We start from the raw sequence: 25,638 nt of genomic DNA, 5'->3' as shown, positions 1-25,638 counted from the left end.
AAAAACATCATAATGATAATTTCTATGAAATATTTAATATTATGAGATCTCAATTTCTGTTTGATAAATTCACAAACTATTTCTTTTTGACTATTAAAAATGATTGTTATAATTACTGGAGCTTCACACACAGGTAAGACTTTTTTAGCTCAAAAGCTATTAGAAAAATATAAATACCCATATCTATCAATAGATCACTTAAAAATGGGATTAATTCGCAGCGGTTATACTAAACTTACCTTAGAAAATGATAAAGAACTTACAGATTATATGTGGCCTATTATTCGTGAAATGATCAAGACAGCCATAGAAAACAAACAAAATCTTATTATTGAAGGGGTATACATTCCTTTTGACAGGGAAAAAGATTTTACAAAAAAATATCTCAAGGATATTAAATGTTATTGTCTTGTAATGAGTGAAAACTATATTAAAACCCACTTTGATGATATAAAGAAATATGCAAATGCTATAGAAAACCGTTTAGATGATGATTGGTGTACAAAGGAAAGTGTTTTAGATGATAATGCAAAGTTTTTAGCCCTTGCAAAGAAACACAATACTAATTTTATACTCATTAATGATACATATAAGGTAAATATTGAGTTATGATGTTTATATTATATGTTAGTTGTCAATGGTGAATTATTATAGAAGCAAGCGCAGTGGTAATTTTTTTATGAGCATACTTTGCTCTTATGAGTATCTCTAAAAACGAGTAAAAGCGAAGATTATTATATTTTTTAAGAAATATTTAACATTTCTAATTTGCTTGTTTTGAATAGTTTTCTTTTCTTTGTGCGATAAATCACTTAAAACCGTAATAAAATGAAAGGTGTAATATTTCTTATTAGTAGTGTTTTCTTACTGACTGGCTGCCAAAAAGAAGATGCATCGCTTCAAGAGGAGGGCATCACCTTGCAGGAGCCATAATTGCTCATTAATGCTCAAGCCAAATGGTAATGCTACTAAAATACCAGGGCTTACCCATTACAATATTACCTTAGACAAAAGACTACTAAAATAAGGTTCTAATCTTGCTATTGCTAAGACCATTATTCACGAAACTTTACACGCTTATATGTTGATGCAATTAGATAGAATGAGAATTGAACGGCAATATAATGATATAGCTGAAAAGGCTAATACTTTTATATCAAAATACTCAAGTAGGGCAAAACAAAGATGCTAATATCACACAGCATAAGTTAATCACTGAATTTGTGGAGGCAATGGCTGAATCCTTAGCTCGATATGACCGTGGACAACATACATTGGAGTATTATAGGTTGATGTCGTGGGGAGGTTTAGAAAAAACTGATGAATATAAAGCACTTCCAGAAGCAGAAAAAGAGAAAATTAAAAGAATTTTATACGATGAACTCACTAAAAATAGACCATAAAATAGTTATTTTATTGACACTCCTCTTAATGAGTTGTAGCACTTCAAAAATAGACCCTAACACAGAAAAGATAGCAGTGTTAGGGAAAGATTATACCATTGAAAAGTATAAAATGAAAAAGAGAGAAATAGGAGGAGCCCGTCTTACTTTTGATGTAACAACAAGAGGGTTTGAACTCCCTGCTAAATATTTTTTCTTTTCAGTAAATAATATTTATTTTAGATTTCCAAATGATAAGAACACAATTACTTTGAATGTAGAAAGTGGTAGTAAATATAATGCAAAAATCACCACCCTTGGTTATAAAATGATTCATATTAATAACATAAAACCTCGACAAAGAGATTCTCTTGTTATAAAAGCACGTTTATTTGAGGAAGAAAATGTTATTTTGTATTGAATAATCATACTCCCCATTTCTAAGTGGGGAGTATTAAAAAATGTGATATGAAAATCTTACCAATAAAAAAAATACTTTCCTTTTTTGCCATACTTATGCTTATAAGTTGCTATCATTCTGGCTCCCATAAGGTAATTGATAAAAAGCCTAAAAAAGCCATTTTAGGAGAGGATTATACCATTGAAAAATATAGGAGTAAATGTACCTCAGGGCAAATTACATTTCAAATTGTTGATGATGCAGGAAAAACTCCTGATGTACCGTTCTATATAGAGTATAATGGAATGTTCTTTTTTGATAAACCTATTGTTACATTTAGAGTTTTCAGTGATAGAAAATATAATTTTAATATAGGTTCTCACACCTCTCAAACTATGAAAATATTAAATATTAAACCGCAGTCAGGCGATTCTCTTGTTATAAAAGCAGAAATAGTAGATGAGGGGATATTAGCTCGTAAAAAAATACGCTTTAAATAATAGATTAAAAAAGTAGGGGCAAAGTGTAGTTTTGCCTTAAAATAATATATGAAAGATATAATAACCCTAGCAATTGTAGTAGTAAGTCTGCTATCAATGGGATGTAACTCCCTTAAAAGACAAATAAACCCTAACGAACGGAAAATAGGGGTAGAAGGAGAGGATTATACCCTTAGTTATCACAAACTAAAAGATAGAGGTACTGGATTTTTAAATATCAATGTGATTGAATATGGTGATCCTATCCCAAGTGATCGTTGGTATCTATGGGTTAATGGCGTTCCTATATTCAGACCTAAGCAAAATTATTTGCGTCTTTCTCCTAATAGAAAATACGATATGTGGGTAACGGGAGTAATGGCAGGCAAAAGTGTCTATATCAAAAAAATTAAAGTAAAAGAAAATGATTCTATAATGCTTACTATTTATTTAAAAGACACTTTAATGACTATAGATTAAAAAAATAGGGGCAAAGAGTAGCTTTGCCTTAAAATAATATATGAAAAAAGTAATAACCCTAACAATTGTAGTAGTAAGTCTGCTATCAATGGGATGTAACTCCCTTAAAAGGCAAATAAACCCTAATGAAGAGAAAATAGGGGTAGAAGGAGAAGATTATACCCTTAGTTATCACAAACTAAAAAAAGGATATGCAGAAATTTTAAAAATTAATGTAATTGAATATGGTGATCCTATCCCAAGTGATCGTTGGTATCTATGGGTTAATGGCGTTTCTATATTTAGGCCTAAGGAAAATTATTTGCGTCTTTCTCCTAATAGAAAATACGATATGTGGGTAACGGGGGTAAGAGCAGGCAAAAGTGTCTATATCAAAAACATAAAAGTAAAAGAAAATGATTCTATAATGCTTACTGTTTATTTAAAAGACACTTTAATGACTATAGATTAAAAAAGTAGGGGGCGAAGTGTAGCTTTGCCTCCTACTAAAATATATGCTCTACAGGCGTAAGGTTATACTTGTGCCACTCAAAAAGCCACAAAATCGCTAATCAGCAAATCGTTTTACTAATAACACATAACTGAGAGCGCCTACCCCTATACATATTGCCATTGCAAATACCATTGGGCGCTCGGAGGTGATGGCGAAAAGCGAGAGCACTGCCCCTACTACCGAACCGATACCAAAACGCAACATTCCTGTGAGTGAATTGGCGGTACCTGCTACTTCGGGGTACATATCCAAAATGGCGGCATTGGCGCTGCTGGACACTACCGATACCAAACCTACAAACATTGAAACGCCTGCTACGGTAGCCCATAATCCCAAATGAAAAATACCGCATATCACCAGCCACGCTCCTGCAATGAGTTGGATAGTAAGCCCTAATCGCAATGATTTTTCTACGCCTATTTTGGTGACGAATTTGCCATTGAGCGAGGTTGCCGTCATCATTACAATGATGTTTAAAAGGAAGAAATACCCAAAGTGTTGAGGGGCTACCCCAAAGAGTTTGGTGTATACAATAGACCCCGTAGTGATAAAGCAAAACATCCCTGAATAGGAAAGCGAGTTGCAGAAAATATACCCCAATACCTTTTTGTTGCTGAGGAGCTTGCCGTAAATGCGCAAGGTGTTGCCTATTTTCAAAGGAGCGCGCTTGATTTTGGGAAGCGTTTCAGGGATTTTATAACTTACCAAAAGGGCTGCCAAGAGTCCTAAAACCATCAGCACGTAGAAGATGATATGCCAATGAAACCAGTCGGTGAGGTGACCGCCCAACACGGGGGCGATGAGCGGGGCAATCATCGTGACAATCATAATCATCGACATTTGGCGGGCAAACTCATTTTTGGCAAAAAGGTCGCGCAAGAGCGCACCGGTAACTACTGCTGGCGATGCCCCGAAAAAGCCTTGTACAAAGCGCAGTATATAAAAATGGTGGATATGGTGAATTTGCGTAATCGCCAACGATACCAATGCTGAGGTGATAATCCCGATGAGAATGATAGGTTTGCGTCCATAACTATCGGAAAGAGGTCCCCAGAAGAGTTGCCCAAAAGCAAACCCAAGGGTAAAGAGCGCTAAGGTTTGAGGAATCATCTCTTCGGATACGTTCAAATCATTAGCAATCTTCACAAAAGCAGGGAGGTACATATCGATAGCCAGCGGGGTGAGCATCGATAGGAGTCCCATAATGAGGATAAACAGTAAGTCGGGTTTTGAGTCTTTGAGTTCTTCGGGTTCTAACACTATTTCTTAGGGTCTTTTATATGTTCTATTTCCTTTATAATTTCTTGGTAGTGTAGATGGTTGATAGATGACGCTGGTTCTTTGGCGAGAGCTTGTTTGGCGAAAGCCTCAATCATATCTAAATGTTGCAAGGCAAAGAGGCGCACATCCGATACTTGCTGTATGCTCGCAGCTTTGGCATTCTTAGCCTCAGCAGGCGCATTGATGAGCCTATCGATTTGAGAGAGGTACAAGCGTTCTATCCCACGGCGATAAGTGTTTTGGCGTGCATCGGGGTGGTTGAGGGGTTTCCATACCGCTTTGAATACATCTTGCAGATATTCGTTTAGCGGATAAGGATTTTTGGAGGTGAGCGATTGGTTATAAAGGGTGTAGAGGGTTTGCTCTCCTAAAAGCACACTCAGGGTAAGATTTTGCATACTGATGATGTTCTTATCGGGAGTTGCTCCTGTTTTTTCTACTATTTCCTGAGGATATAACCACAAAGGCGCTTCAAAAAGTTCTTTATCTAAATAGTTAATAGCTTCTTTTACCTTTTCTTTGGGTACTTCTTTATAGACTTCTTTCTCCCCGATGATGCCCACATATCTATTGCCAATGTGCTTGAGCACGTGTTTCAAATAGCGGAAATACTGCATATAGGCAGCAGTTTGCATTTCGTCGAGATGCTCGTATTTGTCGTTAGGCTGTTTAGTCCATTCGGGGAGGTGTTGCACGATATAGCGGAGGTTTTTCAATCCGTAAGTATTGGCTTTCATCACGTTGTCCGAAAGGTCTTCGGTTTGTGCACGAGGGTCTTCATCTTTGCCTTCCCCTCCGAACCACAATCGCGGATTGGCTTTGAGTTTTTGGGTAACCATTTCGGCAAGAGATTCTTGTTCGGCATACTCGTCTTTATATTTGTTGCCGTAATAGCGATATCCCCATTCGATTGCCCATTTGTCGTAGATGCCTATGCGCGGATAGAGTCCTTTGCTACTGATATTGTCTTCGGGCTGTGCCACATAGTTAAAACGCGCATAGTCCATAATAGAAGCGGTATGTCCATTGGCTTCTACCCATTTTTTGTCGCGGAGTTTTTCTACAGGCGTCTGACTGCTGGCGCCCATATTGTGGCGCAAACCTAAGCAGTGTCCTATTTCGTGAGAGGACACAAAGCGGATGAGGTCGCCCATTAGTTCCTCGTTGAACTCCATAGTACGAGCGCGTTTATCCACAGCACCTGCCTGAATCATATACCACTGGTTGAGGAGTTTCATCACGTTGTGATACCAGCCCACGTGGCATTCTATAATTTCACCACTGCGAGGATCGGCAATGTTAGGTCCGTAGGCGTTACTTTTTTCGGAAGGGAGGTAGCGAATTACGTTGAAGCGTGCATCTTCTAAACTCATTGAAGGGTCGTTAGGCCAAGGTTTTGCCACGATAGCCTCTTTGAATCCTGCTTGCTCAAAAGCAACATTCCAATCGTTTACGCCCAAAATGAGGTATTTTTGCCATTGTTTGGGCGTAGCAGGGTCGATATAGAAAACGATTTGCTTTTTGGGGCGTACTAACTGACCGTTGAGGTATTTTTTAACGTCTTCTTTGCGAGGTTCTAATCGGAAACGGTGGATGTAATATTCAGTTTCGGTGCGTTGTTGCTGGTCGCTAAACTTGATGTATCGGGTAGCGAAAAAGCCCACACGAGGGTCGAAGAGGCGTTTTTGCATAGGTGTTTTGGGCAGGAGTACCATAGAGATATTCAACTCTAAAGTAACCGCCCCTACCTTGTTTGCCGAAGGGATAGTACTAGGCGAAGCGTTGAACGTTTTGAGAGCATTGACCTCTACGTTGATAGGATAAGGACGTATATCGTCTACAAAAGAGCGATCGTTAGCGATAGCGCCTATTTTCATTTGGGTTTTTGCATTCGATGAAAAAGAGGTAATGCTGTTGTCCTGCTTGAAGAAATCGGTGATGTCGATGAGCTGTGCTTTGGTTTTTGGGTTGCGCCCAATCACGGTGAACGATGCCACCACAGGGTTGGCGCTCGAATTGGCTAATGCCACCGAGATATTATCGTCGGTGCCAGCCTCTTGCAGGTTGAGAAACGAACGCAAGAGGAGCGTTTTTTCGCCTTTCTGCTCGAAATAGACGGTTTGTTCATTCACTTTTTCGCCTGCATAGAGTCCGAAGTTATGAGGGGCAGCTTTGAGGCGGGTTACGCATAGCAAATAGCGATTGAGGAGGGAATCGGGGACTTCAAAGTACCATTTCTCCTCAATCTTTCGGATCGTAAAAAGTCCGTTGCGTTCTATACCTCCTTTTTTGAGGAGTTTAGCGTACTCTTCAGCGCGCTTTTGCTCAGGAGTTTTTTCGGGTTTTTCGGTAGTAACGGTTTTGGTAGCACCTTTGGTAATAGTGTCTTTCACTGTGGGGGTTTGCTGAGCGAAAACATAGGAGCTCATTCCCAATAATAGTGTGTATAATATATATTTCTTCATATTGTTATAAAAATCAATTTTAGAGGGCGTTTAACATACTTCATTCGTCATTCATCATTAGCAATTCTGCTACATCATAGACTTTTATTTGGGTTTCTTTTTCTTTGGTTTTTACGCCATCGGTCATCATTGTATTGCAAAACGGACAAGCGGTCGCGATGATATCGGGGCGCACTTCAAGGGCTTGCTCGGTGCGCAATACGTTGATTTCTTTATCTCCTTTTTCCGATTCTTTGAAGAGCTGTGCGCCTCCTGCTCCACAACACATTGCGCGGGCTTTGCACTTTTTCATCTCTACCAAATCGGCTTCTAAGGAGGTGAGCAGTTCGCGGGGGGCGTTGTACACCTTGTTGGCTCTGCCGAGATAACAAGGGTCGTGAAAAGTGATGCGCTTGCCTTTGAAGGTGCCACTTTCTATAGTGAGTCTGCCCTCATCGATAAGGGTTTTGAGTAACTCAGTGTGGTGCATTACTTCGTAATTCCCACCCAGCGCAGGGTATTCGTTTTTGATAGTGTTGAAACAATGCGGACAGGTGGTTACTATTTTGGTTACCTGATAGTTGTTGAGTACCTCGATATTCATCATTGCCTGCATTTGGAAGAGAAATTCGTTGCCAGCACGCTTGGCAGGGTCGCCGGTGCAGCTCTCTTCGGTACCGAGTACGGCAAAGCGCACCCCCGCTTTTTGCAAGAGGTGGGCAAAGGCTCTGATGATGCGTTTAGCTCTGTCGTCAAAACTACCAGCGCAGCCTACCCAGAAGAGTACTTCGGGGGTTTCGCCACGAGCTGAGAGTTCTGCCATTGTTGGAATCATAATAATCTAATTTGGTGCGAGCCGCACGGGTTGTAATTTGGTAATTTGGCACGAGCTATAAGCTCGCGCCAGCAAAAGGGTGTAGGTTATTTTACGATTACTAAATTGCCGTCTACAAAACCTACGGCTATATGTTGTACGTTAAAAAGTTTGATACTGTTTTCGGCTACTATTTCTTTAAGGATTTCGGTAATCATCGAGAGTACTTGTTCCCAATGTACTTCTTCAGGGATTTCATCTAAAGGTAAAAAGCAGTCATCGGGTACAAAATCGTCATCACAAGCCCAATCGGGGTCTTCATCATCATACCAAGAAGAACCTATAAGCTCCAATTCGTAAGGTTCGGAGATGTTGAAATTCAGTGCGACAATATCATTGGGTAAGGTTTCTTGACGATCTATGCCAAGTAACCATTTTTTAATCTTGTTTTTAACGGTTTCTTTCATTTTATGGTGTTATTAGAGATTTATAGGACGAGTCAGACAAATCGGACAGAATAGGTACGAACTACAAGCTCGTGCCAGCGCACTAATCGTTAAACACTTCTACGGTTTCTTCTTTGAGGATAAAATCGGTGAATTTGCCTTTGTAGCGCGTGGCTTTTACGATGTGATTGTCTATCCAATGATAGTTGCCTCCGCGGGGTTTACCAAAGATGATGCCGTGATACTTAAAGCCGTGCTTTTTGAGCCATTGCTCGGTAACTTCGCGGTGTGCTTCAGTGCGTGAGGTGAAAAAGTAAATTACGTGACCTTCGTCATACCATTTGTTTACTTGTACTAAGGCGTCGGGGAATACTTCGGCAGTAGCCATACGCTCAGGTTCTTCGTTAGGGATGTCCTCGCCTACGGTGCCATCAATATCGATGAGATAGTTTTTTACTCCCTCTGGCAATATAGGATTTTTATTGCCTTGAGCATCTTCTTTTAAGGTGAATTTTTCAGTCATAATATTTGAATTAGCAAATTGTTACGGTATCCATTTCTTTTCAAAGTTAGGTTTGCGTTTTTCGAGGAAGGCATCGCGTCCTTCTTTGGCTTCATCGGTCATATACGCCAAACGGGTGGCTTCACCGGCAAATACTTGTTGCCCAACCATACCATCATCGGTGAGATTCATAGCGAATTTCAGCATTTTGATAGAAGTAGGCGATTTTGCCATTATCTCTTGCGCCCACTCAAAAGCGGTAGCTTCGAGTTCATCGTGAGGGACAACCGCATTTACCATTCCCATCTCGAAAGCCTCTTGCGCTGAATAGTTGCGCCCTAAGAAGAAGATTTCGCGGGCTTTCTTCTGTCCCACCATTTTGGCGAGATAAGCAGAGCCATAACCGGCATCAAAACTGGTTACATCGGCATCGGTTTGTTTGAAGATTGCGTGTTCTTTGCTGGCGAGGGTAAGGTCGCACACTACGTGCAATGAGTGTCCGCCGCCCACTGCCCAACCGGGGACTACTGCGATCACCACCTTGGGCATAAAGCGAATAAGGCGTTGCACTTCGAGGATATTCAAGCGGTGATAACCATCGTCGCCTACATAGCCTTGGTGACCACGTGCTTTTTGGTCGCCACCACTACAAAAACTCCATACGCCGTCTTTAGGTGAAGGTCCTTCGGCAGAGAGCAATACGGCGCCTATGTTGATGTCTTCATAAGCATCTTTGAAGGCATCGAGGAGTTCAGAAGTGGTTTTAGGGCGAAAAGCGTTGCGCACTTCAGGACGATTGAAGGCAATACGCGCTACGCCGTCACATTTTTTATACGTAATATCTTCGTATTCTTTTACGGTTATCCAATTCATATAAGTGAAAAGTGAAAAATGAAAAGTTATTTAGGGGGCAAAGGTAGTAATAATTTGTCAATTAGCCAATTTGTAGATTGTCAATTATTTTGTACCTTTGCCCAAAAATAAGAAGTATTATGAACTCAATTGTATTACAAGCAACGATTAATGAAGCCGATTATCCTATTTTTTTAGGTTTGTTTGAGAAGTTCAACGTAAAAACCGTTCTTTTAAAGAAGAAAGTGGGGAAAAAGACTTATCCTATTGAAACAGCGATTCCTAATGAGGAAACGCACGCTGCTTTTATGGAGGTAAAGGAAAAGGGGCACCTTATGAAGGGATATACTGATGTCGATCTAATGATAAAAGATATATTAGAAGAAGATGAATAATGATGAAAACAAAGAGTTTTTAGTAAGGTATTCAACTTCCTTCAAAAAAGACTTGAAAAAAATATCTAAGCAATTAGAAAAAGTTGAAAAAGTAACTGCTGCCATTAAAATATTGAGAGAAAAAGGAGTTGATGGCATTCCTGCTGAGATGAAACCTCATTATCTAAAAGGAAAATATAAAGGTTGTTTACAATGCCATATAGAGGGTGATTTACTCATTATATGGATACAAGAGGATGATGAAAAAGTAATTTATTTGATGAGACTTGGAAGTCATTCAGAGTTATTTAAAATGTAAGATTTTATATTGATTCATCTATTCTTCTGCTAGTTCTCTCAATATCTTCAAAGACTTCCTTTGTTTACCCTGCGAGTCGAAATTCTCAGGGGAGAGCCATTGCTCAAGAGCGCGTTTGTTAGCTTCCCATTCCTTATCTATCATAGCAAACTAAGCGGTGTCGCGCGAACGCCCTTTGTAAACCACTGCCTGCCTGAATGTACCCTCATATACAAAGCCCAAGCGCTCTGCAGCACGGCGCGAAGGTGCATTAAGGCTGTCACACTTCCATTCGTAACGCCTGTATTGAAGGACTTCAAACACATATTTCGCCAACAAAAACTGTGCTTCTGTAGCCATACGCGTACGCTGTAAAGCCGGCGAATAGTTCACCCACCCCACTTCTATCACTCTGTTTTTAGGGTCTATACGCATTAGGGCAAGCGTACCCACTGCCTTTCGCGTTTGCTTATCTACAATCGTCAGAAAATAAGGGTCGGCAGAGGCTTCCTGCTTGGTGAGTAAAGTGTGCAACTCCTCTTTGTTCTTTACAGGAGCTATAGATAAATAAGTCCAATCGGGCATCACAGCATTGGCTTCCAAATAGAAATCACTCAAATCGTCTAAATGTTTGGCTACCGAAAGAGGTTCCAACTGACAATAATTTCCTTGTAAGAGGGTTATATGAGGGGTTACTCCTACTGAAAAAATTAGGTAATGCATCCCCTATGGGTTGATTGTATTGGTTTGTGTTCATTGTATATTTTTAGATAATCGGTTGATACGTCAAGCATTTGTCTACTACTTCCTCGACGGTGGGGTCGTAGGAGGAAATATCCATAGTGCGGGCGTTGTAGTTTTCCGGATAGAAGAATAACGAACTGCCCTCGGGGTGAAGTACATTGCGATCGAAGCGCTCCATTAGCTCCTCTTGGCGATCGTCATCGGTTTCTTCTATGATTTGGTTCCCTAATTGTATGAGTTCTTCTCGGGTCATTCGGTAAAAAAATAAGTTTTTATACTATTTAGAGGCAATCGTTCTCAGTGCCTTTTTTACAATATACTTGGTTTCCTTGGTAGGACTTTTGCGCTCCCAACGCTCACAAAGAGCTGTTACGAAATCAGGGCGGGTTTTGCTGACATCATTCAGCCAGTTCCCTACGCTATCTTGTACATACTTTGCCTTATCACTCTTTAGTTTGTCTAATATAGGCAAATACACCTCTGGCTTTTCTTTCAAGGCTTCTATATGAGCACACCAAACACCCCGCGGACGCAAGGCTTCTGTACTAAACCTGCGGATATTCTCATCTTCACTTTCTGCCCAATGGGAAAGAAAAGCGATTGAAAAGTCTAAATACTCGCTCATTTTGGGGCGTAATGCCATCCAAATGATTTCACGAACGCCAAAATGACTATCAGCTACCAAGGGTTTTAGTTTGTGTAGCTTATCTTCTAAAGGGATTTCGGTATGCAAAGCCACCAAATAACAAGCATAACAGCGCACCGAATCGGATAAATGCGTGCTGATTTGCTTAAACAAAGGCTCATAGAGGTCAGTATCTACATATTTTTCGTATAACAATGCCCCTATGAGCTTAATCGTATTCATTGTAGAAGGTTTCTTTTGCTGATTGATTTGGCAAACCAACTCTTCAATGATATTTTTATCAATCCCCAAAGCAGGAAAAACAGATTTTACCAGCTGAGAATGATCTACAGCCAGCCACTCGGTAAGGTTTACCGTTTCTATACGCCCCGCATTTAATAACGAAAGCACTTCGGAAGGTATATCTACTGCCTTTTGAACCCCTTTTCTGTTCTTGATAATTTCTATATCCATACAATAAATTATTCCTCCTCATCTATATCCTCCTCATCTCCATCCACAGGCTCTTTAGTAAGAAGATTTTGGAAGTCGGAAAAGTTTTCAGCAACTTTCTCACAAAACATATCGTGATACCAAATCCAAAGCGAACCATCGTGCAGGTTGATAAACACAAATCCTTCGTTTACAGAACCTATAGCAAAGGCTGATTGGAGTTCTTCAGGGGTTAAAGTGTCTTCATCACGGGTTTGTAGTATCGAAAAATCAAGATCATCACGAGTAAAGAAAGCGTAATTGCAGAAAGATTCACTAAAAGTATGCCCAAAGAGAAATTCTTTGCTCCATACTTCAATATCGGTACTGTGTTCGTATTCTGTATGAGGGAACATTGTGAGCCATTCGGGGAAGGACTCTCCCTTTTCAATACTGTTTACATACTCTTTTGGGAGCTCTCTCCCTAAATATGTTGTAGGTAATGTTTCGTTGTTCATAGGTTTGTTATTAAATGTTATGTGTTTTTTATTCCTAATTTACTCCGTTACTTCAAGAAACCATTTTAAAAAAGGATCATCGGTAGCTTCATCATCCATACTATGAGGGGTTACGACCTCTAAACCTATTACGGGAATGGTAGTATGGAAGGTATTTTGTACCCACTCTTGGTATTGTGTATTAGGGTGGACGAATGTATTGTCTTTATTACTATTAGGAGGAGAAGAATATTCTTCGTCCCAGCAAATCTCATCATAGCCAATGGCTAATAGACGCAAGAAATCCAAGGCGTTTTTCACCAATATACAAGTCATCACAGAGCCTGAACCCGACCCGATATGCACGATTTGGGTATGCCCTTCATCGTCGAGCCACAAGGCACACTCCGAACCATCGCCACCACTCTGCGCAAAGACAAGCAAACGGCGCCTTACTTCTTCCTTATGATTTGGATAACAAATCTCCAACAAATCCTCATTATCTGATGGTTTTAATACCGAGAAAGCAATATCGGTACCTTCTTTGCGTTTATTCTCAGTCCAGCTCTCTCTTAACTTATCTTGCGGGTAGAGATAGCCATAACGCACACCATCTCTGTCAGTATAATAGCCGTTGTCCTCTATCCACTGATAGAGTTGGCGGAGTTCCTCTGGGATTTGCATTCCTTCTGGGAGGGCATTTTCTAATTGTTGTAATAGAATGTTGGGCATCATTTCTAATTTAAAAAATTATGCTTTATGAAAAAGAGCTTCGAATAGCCATTTATTCTTATGTAAAATCAAAAGTATATAGCACGATACGGCTTACAGGCTCATAAAACATAATGATGCCATCAATACCACCATCATACCAATCATAGCTTGCAGTTTCTGCAATAAAATAAAAAGGATTTTCTTTATAAGTTATACTAATCCCATCGTCAGGAAGTCCTTCTTCTCTATCCAACTTCATTGCAAATGCTTTGGGATACTCGCCACTTGAAATAGAAGTTGCCCAATTAGAAAAAGAATATTCCCCTCCTAATCTACTTAAATAATTTGCTTTTTCTATTTTTCCATCATATTCTAATGCAAATATATTAATCAATGTGCCGTATTTCTCAAAATTTGCTTTGCTTTTTTCATAGCTTTTCTGCATTTTTTGAAATTCTTTTTCTTCTTCAGACTTAAAATCCCAATGGTGAATAGCGGTTCGTTCAAAATATCCTTCCTTGCCGAGGAACTCGAACTTATTATCGTCGGTTAGGCGGAAAGCCAGCCAGTTAGGGGCGGTATATTCGTTGTGATATTCGGTGGTATTATCGCCTATATACCCCTCATAAGGCTCAAACGGAGCAAGCATATACACCTTTTGCTCTGCCCAATCAGGGTTGATTTCGGCTAAATCGATACTCATCAGGGGCAAAAAATGATTTTTGAGCCATGGTTGCTCTTTTACAAAGATGTCTTCTGCTTTGGGGAACGCCTGCAAATGGTCGTTCAGTTCTTGAATTTCTTCTCTTGATTGCATAATGATTTAATATTGTTATCCCAATTTCTTTGCATCGGCTAAAAACTGTGCTAAGCCGCTATCAGTAAGGGGATGTTTTAACAGTCCAGTGATAGCCGAAAGAGGGGCGGTAATGACATCGGCACCTATTTTAGCACACTCGAGAATGTGCATAGTATGGCGCACAGAGGCTGCAAGAATTTGTGTCTCAAAGTTATAGTTGTCGTAGATGAGGCGTATTTCTTCGATGAGAGAAAGTCCGTCGGCAGAGATATCGTCGAGTCTGCCGATGAAAGGCGATACATAAGTAGCACCTGCTTTGGCTGCCAAAAGCGCCTGACCTGCCGAGAATACGAGGGTACAATTGGTACGGATACCCTTATCGGTGAAGTATTTAATAGCTTTGATACCGTCTTTAATCATCGGTACTTTTACTACGATTTGAGGGTGAAGGGCGGCAAGTTCTTCGCCTTCGCGCACAATGCCCTCGAAATCGGTGGCAATTACTTCGGCAGAGACATCGCCTTCTACAATCTCACAGATGTTTTTGTAATGTTGCAAGATAGCGGCTTTGCCGGTGATGCCTTCTTTTGCCATTAATGACGGATTGGTGGTTACCCCGTCTAACACGCCCAAGTCTTGGGCTTCTTGAATTTGCGATAGATTCGCTGTGTCGATAAAAAATTTCATAAGACAATTAATAATTAACGATTAATAATTAACAATTAACAAGTTGTGATGTTATCAGGTCAAAAAAACGAATTGTATTTAACTTTGGCAAAGTGGGTGTTACAAATTGGAAAATTTGCTAATTACCTAATTTGCTAATTTAATGAGTAGTGTTTCATCAGCATTTTCTCGTAGCGCTTGCTCGGTAAGAGTCGTTTGAGGACAATGGAGAACTTCTGCAAGAAACTACCTTGTTTGTAATGCACTTTGGGGTGTTTGGTATTGATGACTTTCAGTATTTTATCTGCCATTTCTTTGGGGTCGCCACCACTATCAACGTGCTCGTTCATCAGACGGAGTTGTTTGGCATAGACTTCGGCATACGGAGAGTTTTCGTTTACGGGGGCGTGGTAACGGCGAGAGGCAATATCGGTAGCATAATCGCCTGGGGAAATGGTGGTTACCTCGATGCCGAACTGCTTTACTTCCATACGCAAGGCTTCACTCATCAAAAGAAGCGCGCCTTTGCTGGCGGAATAAGCCCCGCGGAAGGGCAAGCCCATATAAGCTGCAATAGAGGCAATATTGATGATGCGTCCGCTGCCTTGCGCGCGCATAGTGGGGAGCACTTGCTGTATCACAGCTATAGCGCCGTAGAGATTGGTAGCAAAAACGTTGTGTAGTTGCTCGGCGGGGAGTTCTTCTACTGCTCCAGTGATGCCCACGCCTGCATTGTTGATGAGTATATCAATGCGACCTACTTCGGTGAGGATTTGCTGTATCGCTTCTTTGATAGAAGTTTCGTTGCGCACATCCATAGGCAAAAGGCGGAAAGGTAGGTTCTTGTCTTCTACATTGCGCGCTGTGCCATAGACCAAAAAGCCTTTGGAAGCGAGGAGCAGGGCAGTTTCTTTGCCTATACCCGAAGTGGCGCCGGTAATGAGAACGGTTTTGTTCATTGAGTGAGGGTTAAGTAATATGGCGACAAAGGTAGTGAATTATCAGTGAATTATGAAAAGGGAATTGAATAAAAATGCAGAGTTTTGTTTATAGAGGAATGTTTTTTAAACGAGGGGGAATGAGGCAGAATAAGAAAAAAGGGATACAAATACTAATGGCTATTACGCCTTCAGTAGCGTTGAAAATTACAAAAGCAGCTAGGACGTATAAGCTGAGTAAATAGCGTTGTTTGAGAGCGTAATATAGGACTAATATATGGAAGGTCAGCAGTAAAGTCACGCCTATAAGTCCGTTGTCCACTAGAGTGCTCAAGAAGTCGTTGTGCAAACCATGGAAGCTGTATCCAGCTTGCCTTACCACTAGAGTTTCGTGTCCGGCGCCTCCTCCGAAAATAGGGTATTGTTTAAAGCTGTTGATTGCAGCTGTATTCATAGCGTTTCGGATAGGGTCGTCAAAATAAGGGGTTTCAAAAATTACTATTTTAGCGATCCATAGAGCTATGATAACCATTAGAGAGGTGTAAAGAGTAACATATTTAGCTTTAGCTATGATCCTCATTAATCCGATCCAATACCACAAGCCTATAAGTATTAGGGAGCCTAAAATAGCTATGCGCGCTTGTAGTACAAATGATATAATTATTAGCAGTAAGCCGTAGAGTGTTATTTGGAGAGAGTTAATAATTTTACCTTTTTGGGTTTTCCATAGCCATAATCCCATTGCGAAAACGGCCATATATATCCAAGCAATCTTGCTAGGATGTGCTGTTTTTGTCCAATTGATAAGTGTATAATATGACGCATCTCCCATATAACCTTTGTTGAAAGAAAGAAAGGCTAAAAGAGGTTTGTCGTACTGTTTTACCAAGAAGATATAAGCGACAACCAAGAGGGTCATTACGCTTAGGAAAAAAGAAAAGGCAGTGTATATGAAAGGTTTTAATTCTTTTTTTTCTATTCGGAAGAAGCAACTCACAATAGGCACGAAGATGAACAAGCTATAGTAGTCGATATGAGAAAAACCTTGTTTAGGATCGGTAGCCCATAGGCAGCTAAGTAGTTTTAGTGAGCAAAAAGCGAAGAGGGCTATCATAATAGGGTGAGGCTTATAGAAAGTGCGGTTGTAGATACCATGTGTAAGGCAAAGGAAAAGCAACACAATGCTGAGACCTAAGGGAGTTTTGTGGTTGTAGAAATAAGTTGCTATGATAGCTGAGGCAAAAATGGCTATAAAAATTCTAAAAGGAGTTATGCCAGTGAACAATTCTTTTCGCTTGATAAAAACATCAATAAGCGAAAGCCCTCCAATGCCCCCCATAGCTATACGGAAGAGAAGATTGATATCGCTTAGCTCATAAATATTTACTGTTATTGGAGTAAAATAGAGAATGCTAGCGATACATAAAGCTGATATGTTGAGTATGAGTATAGCGTTTTTCATAGCTTTATTGTTTGTTAGGATATGATTACACTCTTCTTATCTGCTATTCTTTTTCTGTTGATATTTTAATGATGTGAAATTTTCATAGACAGAAATAGCGCTTACTTTACTAAGCAAAAATCCCTCTTTGCCATCTAGAATACCACCTTTCAAAATGTAAGTTTTAAAGAAGTGAAAAGCCATTTTGGTGTACATTTTTAGAGCGCTATAGTTTTTGCCTTTTAAGAACATTTCTTCGCCTCGAAGTTTGCCATAAAGGACAGCTTTTTGGCGGTAAGAGTCGTAGTCGGATACTGAATAGTGCAAAAGTTTGTGTTTGAGTACCCCTATAGTTCCTTTAACAGAAAGGGTTTCGTGTACTTTGCGTTCGGGAACGTAGTGGCATAGGCTTTTGCGAAAGAGTCTAAAGTTTTTATCGCCTTGAGTGCCTGAAAAGTGAATAGGTTTGCCTGCGAAAAAGAATAAACGTTTAAAATAGTAAGCATCTTTTTTATCAGGATCGTTGAGAGTGGTAATAATTTCAGATTGTAGAGCCGGAGTAATGCGTTCATCGGCATCGAGAAAAAGCACCCAGTCATTAGAGGCGTGTTGCAAAGCGAGGTTGCGCTGTTTAGCAAAGTCTTCAAACTTATTCTGTACTACTTTTACTTTGCTAAAAGACTGAGCGATAGAGACGGTATTATCGGTGCTAAACGAATCGACTACGATAATTTCATCGCAAAAGTTGAAGCTCTCTAATACCTCCTTTATATTTTTCTCTTCATTGTAAGTAATGATGAGACCGCTTATTTTTGGAGTCGTACCAGTCATACTTATTTTTTGGGCAAAATTAAAAATTTTTTTTGTATATTTGCATTTTAAAATATTTTTTACTTGAAAGTATATGGTAAATATAGGATTTATACACGGTCAATTTCCTTTTGGAGGAGGAGAAATGGTTACTTCTACAATAGCCCCTTTGCTTAAAGTTATGGGGTATAATATATTTGTATTTTCAGCCCATATTCATCATCATCAACTCAGTGAAAAAGATAAGGGAAATATTACCTTTGTAGATATAGGAAAAACGCGATTGTTTTCATCGCCCAAAGTATCTTTGGCAGAGAAAGCAAACGAACTAAATATTGATATTCTTGTGTTTGTAGGGAAAAGCTTTAGTGCTACACGTGAAAGAATATTTGAAAAGACAAACTGTAAATGTGTTTTTGCTCACTATGGAGTTACTTTTTGGCAAGCAGAAAATCACTTAGAAACACTACAAGAAAAATCAAAGAAAAGCCCCCTACACTATTTATTTTACAAAGGCTTTAAAATACCTGCTTTTCATATTTATAAGAAAATAAAGATTGAAAAATATCGTGCGATTTATAATAAATACCATGCATTTATAGTGTTATGTGAAGCTTATAAAGAGGAGCTAACTAAGGCACTGCAGCTTGTAGATAATCATAAAATTAGGGCTATTTCTACCCCTGTAGCTTCAACAACACGCACTTATTCATTAGATAAAGAACGACTTATTATCTATGTAGGGCGAATGAGCTATGTAGATAAGCGAGTAGATCGCTTAGTAACTATTTGGGAGAGTATTTATAAAAAACATCCTGATTGGCAATTTGCTTTGATAGGCGAAGGTAAAGAGTTACCTCGTTTACAAGCAATGGCAAAAGAAAAAAAATTAGAGCGTATTACTTTTTTAGGTAAAAAAGAAGATCCATTTCCCTATTACAACAAAGCAGCTATCCTCTGTTTGTCATCTCAAATTGAAGGGCAAGGAACCGTGCTGATGGAAGCTCAACAAGCAGGAGTTGTGCCTATTGCTTTTGATTGCTCGGCAGGAGTAAGAGGTATTCTTTCGCCTAATGGTGAAAATGGTATTTTGGTACCCCCTTTTGATATACAAGCATACGCCAATGAGCTTAGTAAATTAATAAGCGATGACTCAGTAAGGGCGCGTATACAAAAAAATATACAAGTGAAAGTAGAGGAGTTTAGTTCTCAAACTATTGTAAAACAATGGGATGAATTATTTAAAAGCATTTTATAGTTTATATGAAGTCATTTAGGATTAGCGAGTACAAAGCATTAGCTTATCGGTTAGTGTTAGTTTATTTGTTTTATTTTTTGGTGAGGCTTGCTTTTTACAGTTTTAACCACGCACATTTGAGCGTAGAGGGTATAAGTGATTTTTTGCGCTTGGCTTTCTATGGATTATTGTTTGATACTACAGCGATTATCTATGTAAACTTACTATTTATCTTTTTGAGCGTTCTTCCGCTACTTGTTAATGCTCAAAATAAATTTCAGAAAGTTCTTTTTTGGGTATATTTTCTTTGTAATATTCCGGCTTATCTACTCAATTTTATAGATATTGCCTACTTTTCTTATAACAAAACACGTCTTACCACCAATGATTGGGCTTTAGTTGAGAATGAACATAATCCTATCACACTACTTGCTGGTTTCTTGGTACAATATTGGGCAATTTTTGTAGTTTTTTTAGTATTAGTGCTATTTTGGATTTTCCTTTATAAGAAAGTACAGATAAAAGAGGAAAAAATAACAAGAAAGAAACCATATTTTATTACTTCAATAATAGTAATAGTACTTTTAGCGCCTACGCTTATTTTTGGAATACGCGGTTTCTCGTTCAAAGCAGGAGTGATTCCTCTTACCGTAATGGATGCAAGCAAATACGCACGTGATATTTCGCAAGTGAATGTACTGTTGAATACGCCTTTTACAATCTTGCGCACTATGGGTAAAAACAAAGGTTTTAAAGAATTTAAATTTACAACCGATGAATATATTCAGCAGTACATCAAACCTATCAAACAATATCACAACGAAGTAACTGAGAAGCCAAATATTGTATTTATCATATTAGAAGGTATGGGGGCAGAATATTTTGGGGTAATGAATCAAAATACACAGATTCCTAATTATCGCACCCATACGCCATTTTTAGATTCTTTAGCTCAAAAAGGATTTTATTTTACGAATATCTACGCCAATAGTATCCATTCTATCGAAGGGATTTCGGCAGTTACAGCAGGGATGCCTACCTTCCAAACAGCTTGGGTGAGATCGGGGTATGCACAACGTGAGGTGTCATCTTTGCCTAATATAGCTCGTTCTTTGGGCTATGAAACCCTCTTTGCTCACGGGGCAACCAATGGGTCTATGAATTTTGATGGCTATACTCACCAAATAGGTTACCAAACTTATTTAGGGCGTACAGAATTTAATGATGACCGCTACTACAATGGAAGTTGGGGGATAGACGACGAGCCTTTTTTGCAGTTCTTTGCTAAAAAAATCAACCAGATGAAACAGCCTTTTTTAGCAACTGTATTTACGCTTTCTTCACATGGCCCGTATAAAGTACCAGAGCCTCATAACAAGCGATTTAATAAAGGCGATATGCTAATGCACAACGTAGTGGAATACAGCGATTATTCAATAGGTAAATTCTTTGATACCGTTAAAAAAGAAAGTTGGTATCCTAATACTATTTTTGCCATTATACCCGACCATACTACGGAAGATTACTACGATTTCTACAAGCAAAAAATAGCTCACCACCGATTGCCTATTATCTTATTCAGTGCAAATAAAAAGCTGATACCACAAGGCAGCTCGGATGTATTAGGGCAGCAAATAGATATTTTTCCTACACTTGCTTATCTTATGGGGTACAAACAGCCGTTTCGCTCTTGGGGGCGCAGTTTATTAGCAAATTTACCCGATGAAACACCTCGTGCTTTTGTTACCAATACACAATTTTACCAACTTATACAAGGTAATTATATTTACGTGCTAGATTTAGAAGGTGAAGTAGTAGGTGTTTATGCTAATACCGATTTAAATCTCACTCAAAATCTAAAGGAAGAAGTTTCGAAGAATGAAGAAATGAAAAAAGGCATCGCAGATATGCGTGCCTTTATACAAGATTTTATGGATAGAATCATTAATGACAAACTACGTTAATCCGAATAATAAATTCTTAAACAATATAATGAGTGAAAGCTGTGGTAGAGCGCCTATAATCCAGCTGATGGCTAATTTCCATATCGTTTGGCCTGATAGATAGGCTTGAGCCGATAAAGTAGCTCCACTGAGAAATATAAGCAAGGCTATTATGTAAGTTAGATCTATTTCAAAAGTGATGCTCAGCAGTATGCTAAAGGAGGTGAGCGCTCCTACTCCCATAGCAAATATGTTGCCTACAAATTTTAAATAGTGCATTAACAAGATGATAAAGGTGCTGATGAGCAAATTCATTATGTAGAAATACAAAATGGGGTAATGGTCTATGGGGGTTATCTTGAAAGCGGTGAATAGCAATATCACTATATAACCATAGCACAACCATTTTTGCTTCTCTACAGGTACCTCAAAAGGGTCGTTGAGCCAGTTTAGTACAAAGAGCATTAGGTATACAAGGGTGGGGAAGGCTACCGTGGTGAGCAATAGCAATAGCCAAGTGTACTTCACACTTTCTATAGTGGGCGAAAAAGGTATTTGGAACAACACCAACATCGCTCCATAAATAGGAAACCATATAGGGTGTGTGAAAAACGATATGATATAACTAAGATAACGCATTGTTATTCTTCTTCTTCAACAATAGCAGTACTATCGGCAGCAGCTTTTTCCTCTTCGGTGGGCTCTTTAAAATATTCTTCTAATTCTTTAGCACCCATAAACGGACTTGCTTTTGCTTTGAATACTGCCCATTCCTTTTGGAAGAATTCACTATCCAAAGGAGCAATGAGTTGTAAGAGGTCGCCATAGCGGTCGATAGCGTACTGTATGCGGGCAACGCTGAGGTTGAGTTCCTCGGCATCTAAATGGGTATAGTAGTTCAGTTCTTCTTGGTATTTAGCGAAAATCTGTTGTGCGAGTTTGCGGGCAGTTTCGCGTTGTCCTACTTTGAAATAGCCTTGTACAAAGGGGTCGAGGGTGAAATAGTAGCCATACGCCTCTACTGGCATATTTTTCATAGCGATATCCAGCATCTCTTTGGCTTGGGCGTTTTTGCCTTCGGCGATGAGCTTCTCGGTAAGGCGAGCGATATTGCCGCGGAAAATGATACTGTTCTTACGCGTTTCGGGGTCTAAATAGATATTAGGTTTGCCCATATTGCCCCACGTCCATTTTTTCACGATGTTGCACATCAAATCGGTATCGATGCGCCCCATATCGTAAGGGTGGTTTTTATCGATTTCGGTTTTGATAGGCACGAGTTTGTACACTAATCCATCGAGTTGCAAATAGTCTTTCATCCAAATGTACTCGGTGGCATCCATACTACCTCCGGTGAAGTAGATAGGGCGTTTCCAATCGTTGTTTGCCAAGATGTCGAGCATCACAATGCGCGCCTTGTCGATAGCGTTAGGCAAGGTAATATCTATATAATCTACTATTTTATCGGCATCTTCAGGTTTTACGATACCGCTTTTTAGTACATTTTCTTTGTTTACAGGAATACGTATTTTGTTAGTAGGGTAGTAGTAGAAAGTTTGTTTGTACTCACCTTCACCGCGAGTTTCTTGCGTATTAGGGTCGTCGCTGGTAACCCAATTTACAAAATCTTTGATATTCCAACGGTTTTCGGTGCGCTTGCGGAAGTAAATGCCCTCACGCACGCCGTAAGCGTAGTTTTTATGCTCTATTTGTGCGGGAATAGGGCTACTTTTATAGGCTTGGCGCTTCATTTGGTCGATATACCAATCGGTTTGTAACAAACTTGTGTTGATGACGCGTACATCGGTGCGGTAGCCTTCAATTTCTTGAGCATACCACAAGAGGAAGGTGTCGTTATCACCAATGGTAAAAATCATCGCATCTTTATCTTTGGCTACTGATTCTAAGTAAGCATTCCCAATGAACTCAGCCGAATATTTTTGAGAGCGGTCGTGGTCATCCCAGTTTTCATAAGCCATTAGCGCAGGCACAGATATTAGAGAAAGGATAACAGTTGCAGGAGCTAATACATTAGGGGTGATGTATTTTTTCAACCAATCGAAAAGGGCATACACGCCCATACCTATCCATATTGCAAAGGCATAGAACGAACCTACCAAGGCGTAATCACGCTCGCGAGGCTCAAACGGACGCTCGTTCAGATAGATTTTCAGTGCTAAACCAGTGAAGAGGAAAAGCACCATAATCACCCACGTTTGTCGTTCACTTTTGATAGCCATAAACAGCAACCCTAAAATTCCCAAAAGGAAAGGCAGGAAGTAATAAGTATTGCGGGCTTTGTTGTTTAACACATCGGAAGGGAGGTTTTTTTGAGAGCCGAGATGAGCATTGTCGATAGCTGAAATTCCTGAAAGCCAATTGCCGTGGTCGTTTTCTAATTTTCCTTGCACATCGTCTTGTCTACCAATGAAGTTCCACGCCAAATAGCGGAAATACATATAGCCAAACTGATAGCTAAAGAGGTAGTTCATATTTTGCCAAAAAGTAGGTTTTTGCACTTCTACTTCATCGCGGAATTGCATTAGGAACTGGTCGTAACGCTCTGGAGGCATTGCGCGTAGCGTCATTTGCTGTTGGATACTTTGCAATAGTTGGTAGGCTTGAGGGTCGGCATAAGCCTCTTCAGTAATTTTGAAAGGAGGATTGCCGGTGAGCTTCATATAGTTAGCTGCGTGTTGGGCGCTCCACATACGAGGCAAGAAGCCCATTTGCGCTCTATTAGAGGCAGTTTGAGCGTTCTTGTAGTTGTTTACAATCACGTATTTGCCTAATTTATAGTCGCGTTCGTATTTAGGTTTAGCATCTTCATAAGGATGTTCGGGGTCGATACCTGCATACTTATCGGTGTACATAGGTCCGTAGAAAAGATGCGTTTCGGGGTATTGTTCGAGGTTGTAGTACGCCAAGAGCAAGCGCGCATCGGTAGGACTATTCTCGTTGATTACTGTATTGGCATTTGCGCGAATAGGAATCATCAGCCAAGATGAAAATCCTATAAATATAAATAACAAACACAAAATGCCTGTTTGCAAGCGCACTTTGTTTTTCTTATAAGCATAATTGAGAGTGAGGTAGAAGAAAGCAATAACTGAGAGCCCCGCGATAATAGTCCCTGAGTTGAACGGCATTCCAAAGCTATTGACGAAAAAGACTTCTAAATAACCGAAATACGCCAATGTGTAGGGTAATATCAGTTTGAAGATGAGCAATAGTATAGCGATGGAAATTACATTGGCGAGGATGAAATTCACTACAGTTTTCTTGTAGTTGCTGTTGAAGAAATACAACATCCCGATAGCAGGAATGGTGAGCAGCGCCATAAAGTGTACCCCAAAGGAAAGTCCTACTACCAACGAGATGAGCAACAACCAGCGGTCGCCGCGTGGTTCGTGCAGACTATCTGTCCACTTAATGCCTAACCAAAACATTGCCGACATAAAGAGCATTGCCATTCCATATACTTCGGCTTCAACTGCGTTGAACCAGAAGCTATCGGAAAAAGTATAAGCCAAAGCACCTACCACGCCACTGCCCATAACTATAATAGTTTGAGATTGGCTAAGGGTTGTGGCTTCGCGCAGAGCAATTTTTTTAGTGAGATTAACGATGATAAAGTACAAGAACAACACTGTGAAAGCACTCGATAACACCGACATATAGTTCACCATTAAGGCTATTTTGTCGCTATTAGGAGCAAAAGCAGCGATGAAAGCGCCCATCATCTGGAAGAAAGGGGCTCCAGGGGGGTGACCTACTTCTAATTTTGCTGATGTAGCGATATACTCACCACAATCCCAAAAACTTACTGTAGGTTCTACGGTAAGGCTATAGGTAACCAAAGCAATAGCAAACACCAGCCAACCAGCGATGAGGTTGTATCTTGAAAAATCTTTATCCGTCATTGTAATAAAATTAGATTTTTTATTATTGAGGGCAAAAATACGAAATAATTGCTAATTAGCAAGGGGGAGGGGTCAGGTTTCAGGGGATAGGGGTTAGATTTTTACACTTACGCCCACTTTGAATGATAGCACATTGCCAAAAGCTACTTGTCCGTTGAGACCTACGTTTTTGAAGATGAAGTAACGGAAGCCTAAGTGAATGTTCCACAATGCGAGATTATTGGGGTGTTCTCTTCTGAATTTTTCGGGGGTAGGGGAGGAAGAGGTCTCACAACCTCCAGAACTATAACTATCAGGGGTGTTGCTTTGCCAAAAGCAGTAGCCTACCGAGAGACCGCTATACCAATCGGTAGTGATGCGATGGTCAAAATGCAAATCGGCGCTGAGCTCTGGCACATAAGCGGTTTCGTACTTACTATTGAGGTTAAAACTCTGATTAGAAAGATTAGCGCCTACCGAGATATGAGGTGTCACCCCATAGTGAACGCCTCCGCCAATAATTCCTCCTATAAACGAGGCGCCTGTTTGTACATCAATAAATACATCACCTTTGTTGTAGGCTTCTTGAGCGGAGGAGTGCAATGCAAAAAGCAATAGCGTAAAGAATAAGAGGTTTTTCATATT

At 39.8% G+C, this 25,638-nt stretch carries 29 protein-coding genes and 1 pseudogene; 11 read left to right on the top strand and 19 right to left on the bottom strand.

All coding sequences use genetic code 11. The annotated features are described in order from the left end of the window. The first annotated feature begins 99 nt into the window (after positions 1 to 99). From Q0162_RS04155 to Q0162_RS04130, 7 genes are all read left to right on the top strand, one after another. Positions 100 to 612 (top strand): AAA family ATPase, encoded by a 513-nt coding sequence (locus tag Q0162_RS04155; protein WP_297889561.1) that lies wholly within the window; start codon positions 100 to 102, stop codon positions 610 to 612. A gap of 216 nt (positions 613 to 828) precedes the next feature. Beyond that, positions 829 to 933, top strand: coding sequence for a lipoprotein (locus Q0162_RS13270; RefSeq protein ID WP_367272162.1), 105 nt, complete (start codon positions 829 to 831; stop codon positions 931 to 933). Positions 934 to 1,232: 299 nt separating this feature from the next. Beyond that, on the top strand, positions 1,233 to 1,403 hold the full coding sequence (locus Q0162_RS04150; protein ID WP_297889558.1) for a hypothetical protein: 171 nt from the start codon (positions 1,233 to 1,235) through the stop codon (positions 1,401 to 1,403). Further along, entirely contained in the window at positions 1,378 to 1,803 is a 426-nt protein-coding gene (locus tag Q0162_RS04145) for a hypothetical protein (protein WP_126371264.1), read from the top strand. The genes Q0162_RS04150 and Q0162_RS04145 overlap by 26 nt, the downstream gene beginning before the upstream one ends. A 47-nt stretch (positions 1,804 to 1,850) precedes the next feature. Further along, on the top strand, positions 1,851 to 2,282 hold the full coding sequence (locus Q0162_RS04140) for a hypothetical protein (RefSeq protein WP_123862232.1): 432 nt from the start codon (positions 1,851 to 1,853) through the stop codon (positions 2,280 to 2,282). A 48-nt stretch (positions 2,283 to 2,330) separates the two neighbouring features. Beyond that, positions 2,331 to 2,741 (top strand): hypothetical protein, encoded by a 411-nt coding sequence (locus Q0162_RS04135; RefSeq protein WP_297889551.1) that lies wholly within the window; start codon positions 2,331 to 2,333, stop codon positions 2,739 to 2,741. Positions 2,742 to 2,781: 40 nt separating this feature from the next. Next, on the top strand, positions 2,782 to 3,192 hold the full coding sequence (locus Q0162_RS04130; RefSeq protein WP_297889548.1) for a hypothetical protein: 411 nt from the start codon (positions 2,782 to 2,784) through the stop codon (positions 3,190 to 3,192). 96 nt (positions 3,193 to 3,288) lie between these two features. Here Q0162_RS04130 and Q0162_RS04125 read toward each other — a convergent pair whose 3' ends face one another. The 6 genes from Q0162_RS04125 to Q0162_RS04100 all read right to left on the bottom strand — a co-directional run bounded on the left by Q0162_RS04125 (position 3,289) and on the right by Q0162_RS04100 (position 9,594). Then, on the bottom strand, positions 3,289 to 4,494 hold the full coding sequence (locus tag Q0162_RS04125; RefSeq protein ID WP_297889545.1) for a Bcr/CflA family multidrug efflux MFS transporter: 1,206 nt from the start codon (positions 4,492 to 4,494) through the stop codon (positions 3,289 to 3,291). Continuing rightward, positions 4,494 to 6,980: a zinc-dependent metalloprotease gene (locus Q0162_RS04120; RefSeq protein ID WP_297889542.1), complete on the bottom strand. Its 2,487-nt coding sequence runs from the start codon at positions 6,978 to 6,980 to the stop codon at positions 4,494 to 4,496. Before Q0162_RS04120 ends, Q0162_RS04125 begins: the two co-directional genes overlap by 1 nt. 40 nt (positions 6,981 to 7,020) lie before the next feature. Beyond that, on the bottom strand, positions 7,021 to 7,794 hold the full coding sequence (locus tag Q0162_RS04115; RefSeq protein ID WP_002681950.1) for a (Fe-S)-binding protein: 774 nt from the start codon (positions 7,792 to 7,794) through the stop codon (positions 7,021 to 7,023). A gap of 86 nt (positions 7,795 to 7,880) precedes the next feature. Next, complete coding sequence (locus Q0162_RS04110; RefSeq protein ID WP_126371276.1) at positions 7,881 to 8,240, bottom strand: hypothetical protein; 360 nt, start codon at positions 8,238 to 8,240, stop codon at positions 7,881 to 7,883. A gap of 82 nt (positions 8,241 to 8,322) precedes the next feature. Further along, the gene (locus tag Q0162_RS04105) at positions 8,323 to 8,742 is read right to left on the bottom strand and encodes a phosphoheptose isomerase (RefSeq protein WP_297889534.1); all 420 of its coding nucleotides are present in this window, start codon (positions 8,740 to 8,742) and stop codon (positions 8,323 to 8,325) included. Positions 8,743 to 8,763: 21 nt separating this feature from the next. Further along, entirely contained in the window at positions 8,764 to 9,594 is an 831-nt protein-coding gene (locus Q0162_RS04100; protein ID WP_016479883.1) for a 1,4-dihydroxy-2-naphthoyl-CoA synthase, read from the bottom strand. Between the two features lie 119 nt (positions 9,595 to 9,713). Between Q0162_RS04100 and Q0162_RS04095 the strand changes: the two genes are divergently transcribed. Next, the gene (locus tag Q0162_RS04095) at positions 9,714 to 9,968 is read left to right on the top strand and encodes an antitoxin (RefSeq protein WP_095898634.1); all 255 of its coding nucleotides are present in this window, start codon (positions 9,714 to 9,716) and stop codon (positions 9,966 to 9,968) included. Next, on the top strand, positions 9,961 to 10,266 hold the full coding sequence (locus Q0162_RS04090) for a type II toxin-antitoxin system YafQ family toxin (protein ID WP_198473131.1): 306 nt from the start codon (positions 9,961 to 9,963) through the stop codon (positions 10,264 to 10,266). The genes Q0162_RS04095 and Q0162_RS04090 overlap by 8 nt, the downstream gene beginning before the upstream one ends. Positions 10,267 to 10,284: 18 nt before the next feature. Here the strand turns inward: Q0162_RS04090 and Q0162_RS04085 are convergent. From Q0162_RS04085 to Q0162_RS04040, 10 genes and pseudogenes are all read right to left on the bottom strand, one after another. After that, positions 10,285 to 11,002: pseudogene (locus Q0162_RS04085) on the bottom strand (GNAT family N-acetyltransferase). A gap of 9 nt (positions 11,003 to 11,011) precedes the next feature. Continuing rightward, complete coding sequence (locus Q0162_RS04080) at positions 11,012 to 11,242, bottom strand: bacteriocin immunity protein (RefSeq protein WP_297889523.1); 231 nt, start codon at positions 11,240 to 11,242, stop codon at positions 11,012 to 11,014. A 24-nt stretch (positions 11,243 to 11,266) separates the two neighbouring features. Further along, complete coding sequence (locus Q0162_RS04075; protein ID WP_297889520.1) at positions 11,267 to 12,088, bottom strand: DNA alkylation repair protein; 822 nt, start codon at positions 12,086 to 12,088, stop codon at positions 11,267 to 11,269. Positions 12,089 to 12,096: 8 nt separating this feature from the next. Continuing rightward, a complete protein-coding gene (locus Q0162_RS04070) occupies positions 12,097 to 12,564 on the bottom strand; it encodes a hypothetical protein (protein ID WP_297889517.1) in 468 nt (155 codons plus the stop codon). A 39-nt stretch (positions 12,565 to 12,603) separates the two neighbouring features. After that, entirely contained in the window at positions 12,604 to 13,275 is a 672-nt protein-coding gene (locus Q0162_RS04065; protein WP_367272164.1) for an SMI1/KNR4 family protein, read from the bottom strand. Positions 13,276 to 13,333: 58 nt separating this feature from the next. Next, positions 13,334 to 14,074 carry a hypothetical protein gene (locus Q0162_RS04060; RefSeq protein ID WP_297889511.1) on the bottom strand — a complete coding sequence of 247 codons (741 nt, stop codon included), beginning with the start codon at positions 14,072 to 14,074 and terminating at the stop codon, positions 13,334 to 13,336. 15 nt (positions 14,075 to 14,089) lie between these two features. Beyond that, a complete protein-coding gene (gene fsa, locus Q0162_RS04055; protein ID WP_095898646.1) occupies positions 14,090 to 14,743 on the bottom strand; it encodes a fructose-6-phosphate aldolase in 654 nt (217 codons plus the stop codon). A gap of 134 nt (positions 14,744 to 14,877) precedes the next feature. Next, on the bottom strand, positions 14,878 to 15,681 hold the full coding sequence (locus tag Q0162_RS04050) for an SDR family oxidoreductase (protein ID WP_297889506.1): 804 nt from the start codon (positions 15,679 to 15,681) through the stop codon (positions 14,878 to 14,880). 88 nt (positions 15,682 to 15,769) lie between these two features. Next, on the bottom strand, positions 15,770 to 17,122 hold the full coding sequence (locus Q0162_RS04045; protein ID WP_297889504.1) for an O-antigen ligase: 1,353 nt from the start codon (positions 17,120 to 17,122) through the stop codon (positions 15,770 to 15,772). Between the two features lie 36 nt (positions 17,123 to 17,158). Beyond that, on the bottom strand, positions 17,159 to 17,932 hold the full coding sequence (locus tag Q0162_RS04040; protein WP_297889501.1) for a glycosyltransferase family 2 protein: 774 nt from the start codon (positions 17,930 to 17,932) through the stop codon (positions 17,159 to 17,161). Positions 17,933 to 18,005: 73 nt separating this feature from the next. Here Q0162_RS04040 and Q0162_RS04035 point away from each other — a divergent pair, with 73 nt between their 5' ends. Continuing rightward, on the top strand, positions 18,006 to 19,169 hold the full coding sequence (locus Q0162_RS04035; RefSeq protein ID WP_297889498.1) for a glycosyltransferase: 1,164 nt from the start codon (positions 18,006 to 18,008) through the stop codon (positions 19,167 to 19,169). 5 nt (positions 19,170 to 19,174) lie between these two features. Next, the gene (locus Q0162_RS04030; RefSeq protein WP_297889495.1) at positions 19,175 to 21,112 is read left to right on the top strand and encodes an LTA synthase family protein; all 1,938 of its coding nucleotides are present in this window, start codon (positions 19,175 to 19,177) and stop codon (positions 21,110 to 21,112) included. Here the strand turns inward: Q0162_RS04030 and Q0162_RS04025 are convergent. The 3 genes from Q0162_RS04025 to Q0162_RS04015 all read right to left on the bottom strand — a co-directional run bounded on the left by Q0162_RS04025 (position 21,104) and on the right by Q0162_RS04015 (position 25,635). Next, entirely contained in the window at positions 21,104 to 21,730 is a 627-nt protein-coding gene (locus Q0162_RS04025; RefSeq protein ID WP_297889492.1) for a hypothetical protein, read from the bottom strand. The genes Q0162_RS04030 and Q0162_RS04025 overlap by 9 nt on opposite strands. Before the next feature lie 2 nt (positions 21,731 to 21,732). Then, a complete protein-coding gene (locus Q0162_RS04020; protein ID WP_297889489.1) occupies positions 21,733 to 25,014 on the bottom strand; it encodes a DUF2723 domain-containing protein in 3,282 nt (1,093 codons plus the stop codon). A gap of 93 nt (positions 25,015 to 25,107) precedes the next feature. Then, positions 25,108 to 25,635 (bottom strand): hypothetical protein, encoded by a 528-nt coding sequence (locus Q0162_RS04015; protein ID WP_297889485.1) that lies wholly within the window; start codon positions 25,633 to 25,635, stop codon positions 25,108 to 25,110. Between the last annotated feature and the right edge of the window lie 3 nt (positions 25,636 to 25,638).

The sequence above is a fragment of the uncultured Capnocytophaga sp. genome (assembly GCF_937936315.1).
Classification (GTDB): Bacteria; Bacteroidota; Bacteroidia; order Flavobacteriales; family Flavobacteriaceae; genus Capnocytophaga.
The sequence above is the reverse complement of the archived record's forward strand: the minus strand, read 5'-3'. Positions and strand labels throughout refer to the sequence as shown.

Excerpts from the sequence above, each read along its gene's own strand:
- fsa (WP_095898646.1), bottom strand. The coding sequence starts at position 14,743 with ATGAAATTTTTTATCGACACAGCGAATCTATCGCAAATTCAAGAAGCC.
- Q0162_RS04090 (WP_198473131.1), top strand. The coding sequence starts at position 9,961 with ATGAATAATGATGAAAACAAAGAGTTTTTAGTAAGGTATTCAACTTCC.
- Q0162_RS04040 (WP_297889501.1), bottom strand. The coding sequence starts at position 17,932 with ATGACTGGTACGACTCCAAAAATAAGCGGTCTCATCATTACTTACAAT.
- Q0162_RS04095 (WP_095898634.1), top strand. The coding sequence starts at position 9,714 with ATGAACTCAATTGTATTACAAGCAACGATTAATGAAGCCGATTATCCT.
- Q0162_RS04070 (WP_297889517.1), bottom strand. The coding sequence starts at position 12,564 with ATGAACAACGAAACATTACCTACAACATATTTAGGGAGAGAGCTCCCA.
- Q0162_RS04140 (WP_123862232.1), top strand. The coding sequence starts at position 1,851 with ATGAAAATCTTACCAATAAAAAAAATACTTTCCTTTTTTGCCATACTT.
- Q0162_RS13270 (WP_367272162.1), top strand. The coding sequence starts at position 829 with ATGAAAGGTGTAATATTTCTTATTAGTAGTGTTTTCTTACTGACTGGC.
- Q0162_RS04080 (WP_297889523.1), bottom strand. The coding sequence starts at position 11,242 with ATGACCCGAGAAGAACTCATACAATTAGGGAACCAAATCATAGAAGAA.
- Q0162_RS04045 (WP_297889504.1), bottom strand. The coding sequence starts at position 17,122 with ATGAAAAACGCTATACTCATACTCAACATATCAGCTTTATGTATCGCT.
- Q0162_RS04135 (WP_297889551.1), top strand. The coding sequence starts at position 2,331 with ATGAAAGATATAATAACCCTAGCAATTGTAGTAGTAAGTCTGCTATCA.
- Q0162_RS04050 (WP_297889506.1), bottom strand. The coding sequence starts at position 15,681 with ATGAACAAAACCGTTCTCATTACCGGCGCCACTTCGGGTATAGGCAAA.
- Q0162_RS04120 (WP_297889542.1), bottom strand. The coding sequence starts at position 6,980 with ATGAAGAAATATATATTATACACACTATTATTGGGAATGAGCTCCTAT.
- Q0162_RS04130 (WP_297889548.1), top strand. The coding sequence starts at position 2,782 with ATGAAAAAAGTAATAACCCTAACAATTGTAGTAGTAAGTCTGCTATCA.
- Q0162_RS04145 (WP_126371264.1), top strand. The coding sequence starts at position 1,378 with ATGAACTCACTAAAAATAGACCATAAAATAGTTATTTTATTGACACTC.
- Q0162_RS04115 (WP_002681950.1), bottom strand. The coding sequence starts at position 7,794 with ATGATTCCAACAATGGCAGAACTCTCAGCTCGTGGCGAAACCCCCGAA.
- Q0162_RS04150 (WP_297889558.1), top strand. The coding sequence starts at position 1,233 with ATGGCTGAATCCTTAGCTCGATATGACCGTGGACAACATACATTGGAG.
- Q0162_RS04100 (WP_016479883.1), bottom strand. The coding sequence starts at position 9,594 with ATGAATTGGATAACCGTAAAAGAATACGAAGATATTACGTATAAAAAA.
- Q0162_RS04035 (WP_297889498.1), top strand. The coding sequence starts at position 18,006 with ATGGTAAATATAGGATTTATACACGGTCAATTTCCTTTTGGAGGAGGA.
- Q0162_RS04020 (WP_297889489.1), bottom strand. The coding sequence starts at position 25,014 with ATGACGGATAAAGATTTTTCAAGATACAACCTCATCGCTGGTTGGCTG.
- Q0162_RS04030 (WP_297889495.1), top strand. The coding sequence starts at position 19,175 with ATGAAGTCATTTAGGATTAGCGAGTACAAAGCATTAGCTTATCGGTTA.
- Q0162_RS04060 (WP_297889511.1), bottom strand. The coding sequence starts at position 14,074 with ATGCAATCAAGAGAAGAAATTCAAGAACTGAACGACCATTTGCAGGCG.
- Q0162_RS04155 (WP_297889561.1), top strand. The coding sequence starts at position 100 with ATGATTGTTATAATTACTGGAGCTTCACACACAGGTAAGACTTTTTTA.
- Q0162_RS04075 (WP_297889520.1), bottom strand. The coding sequence starts at position 12,088 with ATGGATATAGAAATTATCAAGAACAGAAAAGGGGTTCAAAAGGCAGTA.
- Q0162_RS04065 (WP_367272164.1), bottom strand. The coding sequence starts at position 13,275 with ATGCCCAACATTCTATTACAACAATTAGAAAATGCCCTCCCAGAAGGA.
- Q0162_RS04015 (WP_297889485.1), bottom strand. The coding sequence starts at position 25,635 with ATGAAAAACCTCTTATTCTTTACGCTATTGCTTTTTGCATTGCACTCC.
- Q0162_RS04110 (WP_126371276.1), bottom strand. The coding sequence starts at position 8,240 with ATGAAAGAAACCGTTAAAAACAAGATTAAAAAATGGTTACTTGGCATA.
- Q0162_RS04025 (WP_297889492.1), bottom strand. The coding sequence starts at position 21,730 with ATGCGTTATCTTAGTTATATCATATCGTTTTTCACACACCCTATATGG.
- Q0162_RS04105 (WP_297889534.1), bottom strand. The coding sequence starts at position 8,742 with ATGACTGAAAAATTCACCTTAAAAGAAGATGCTCAAGGCAATAAAAAT.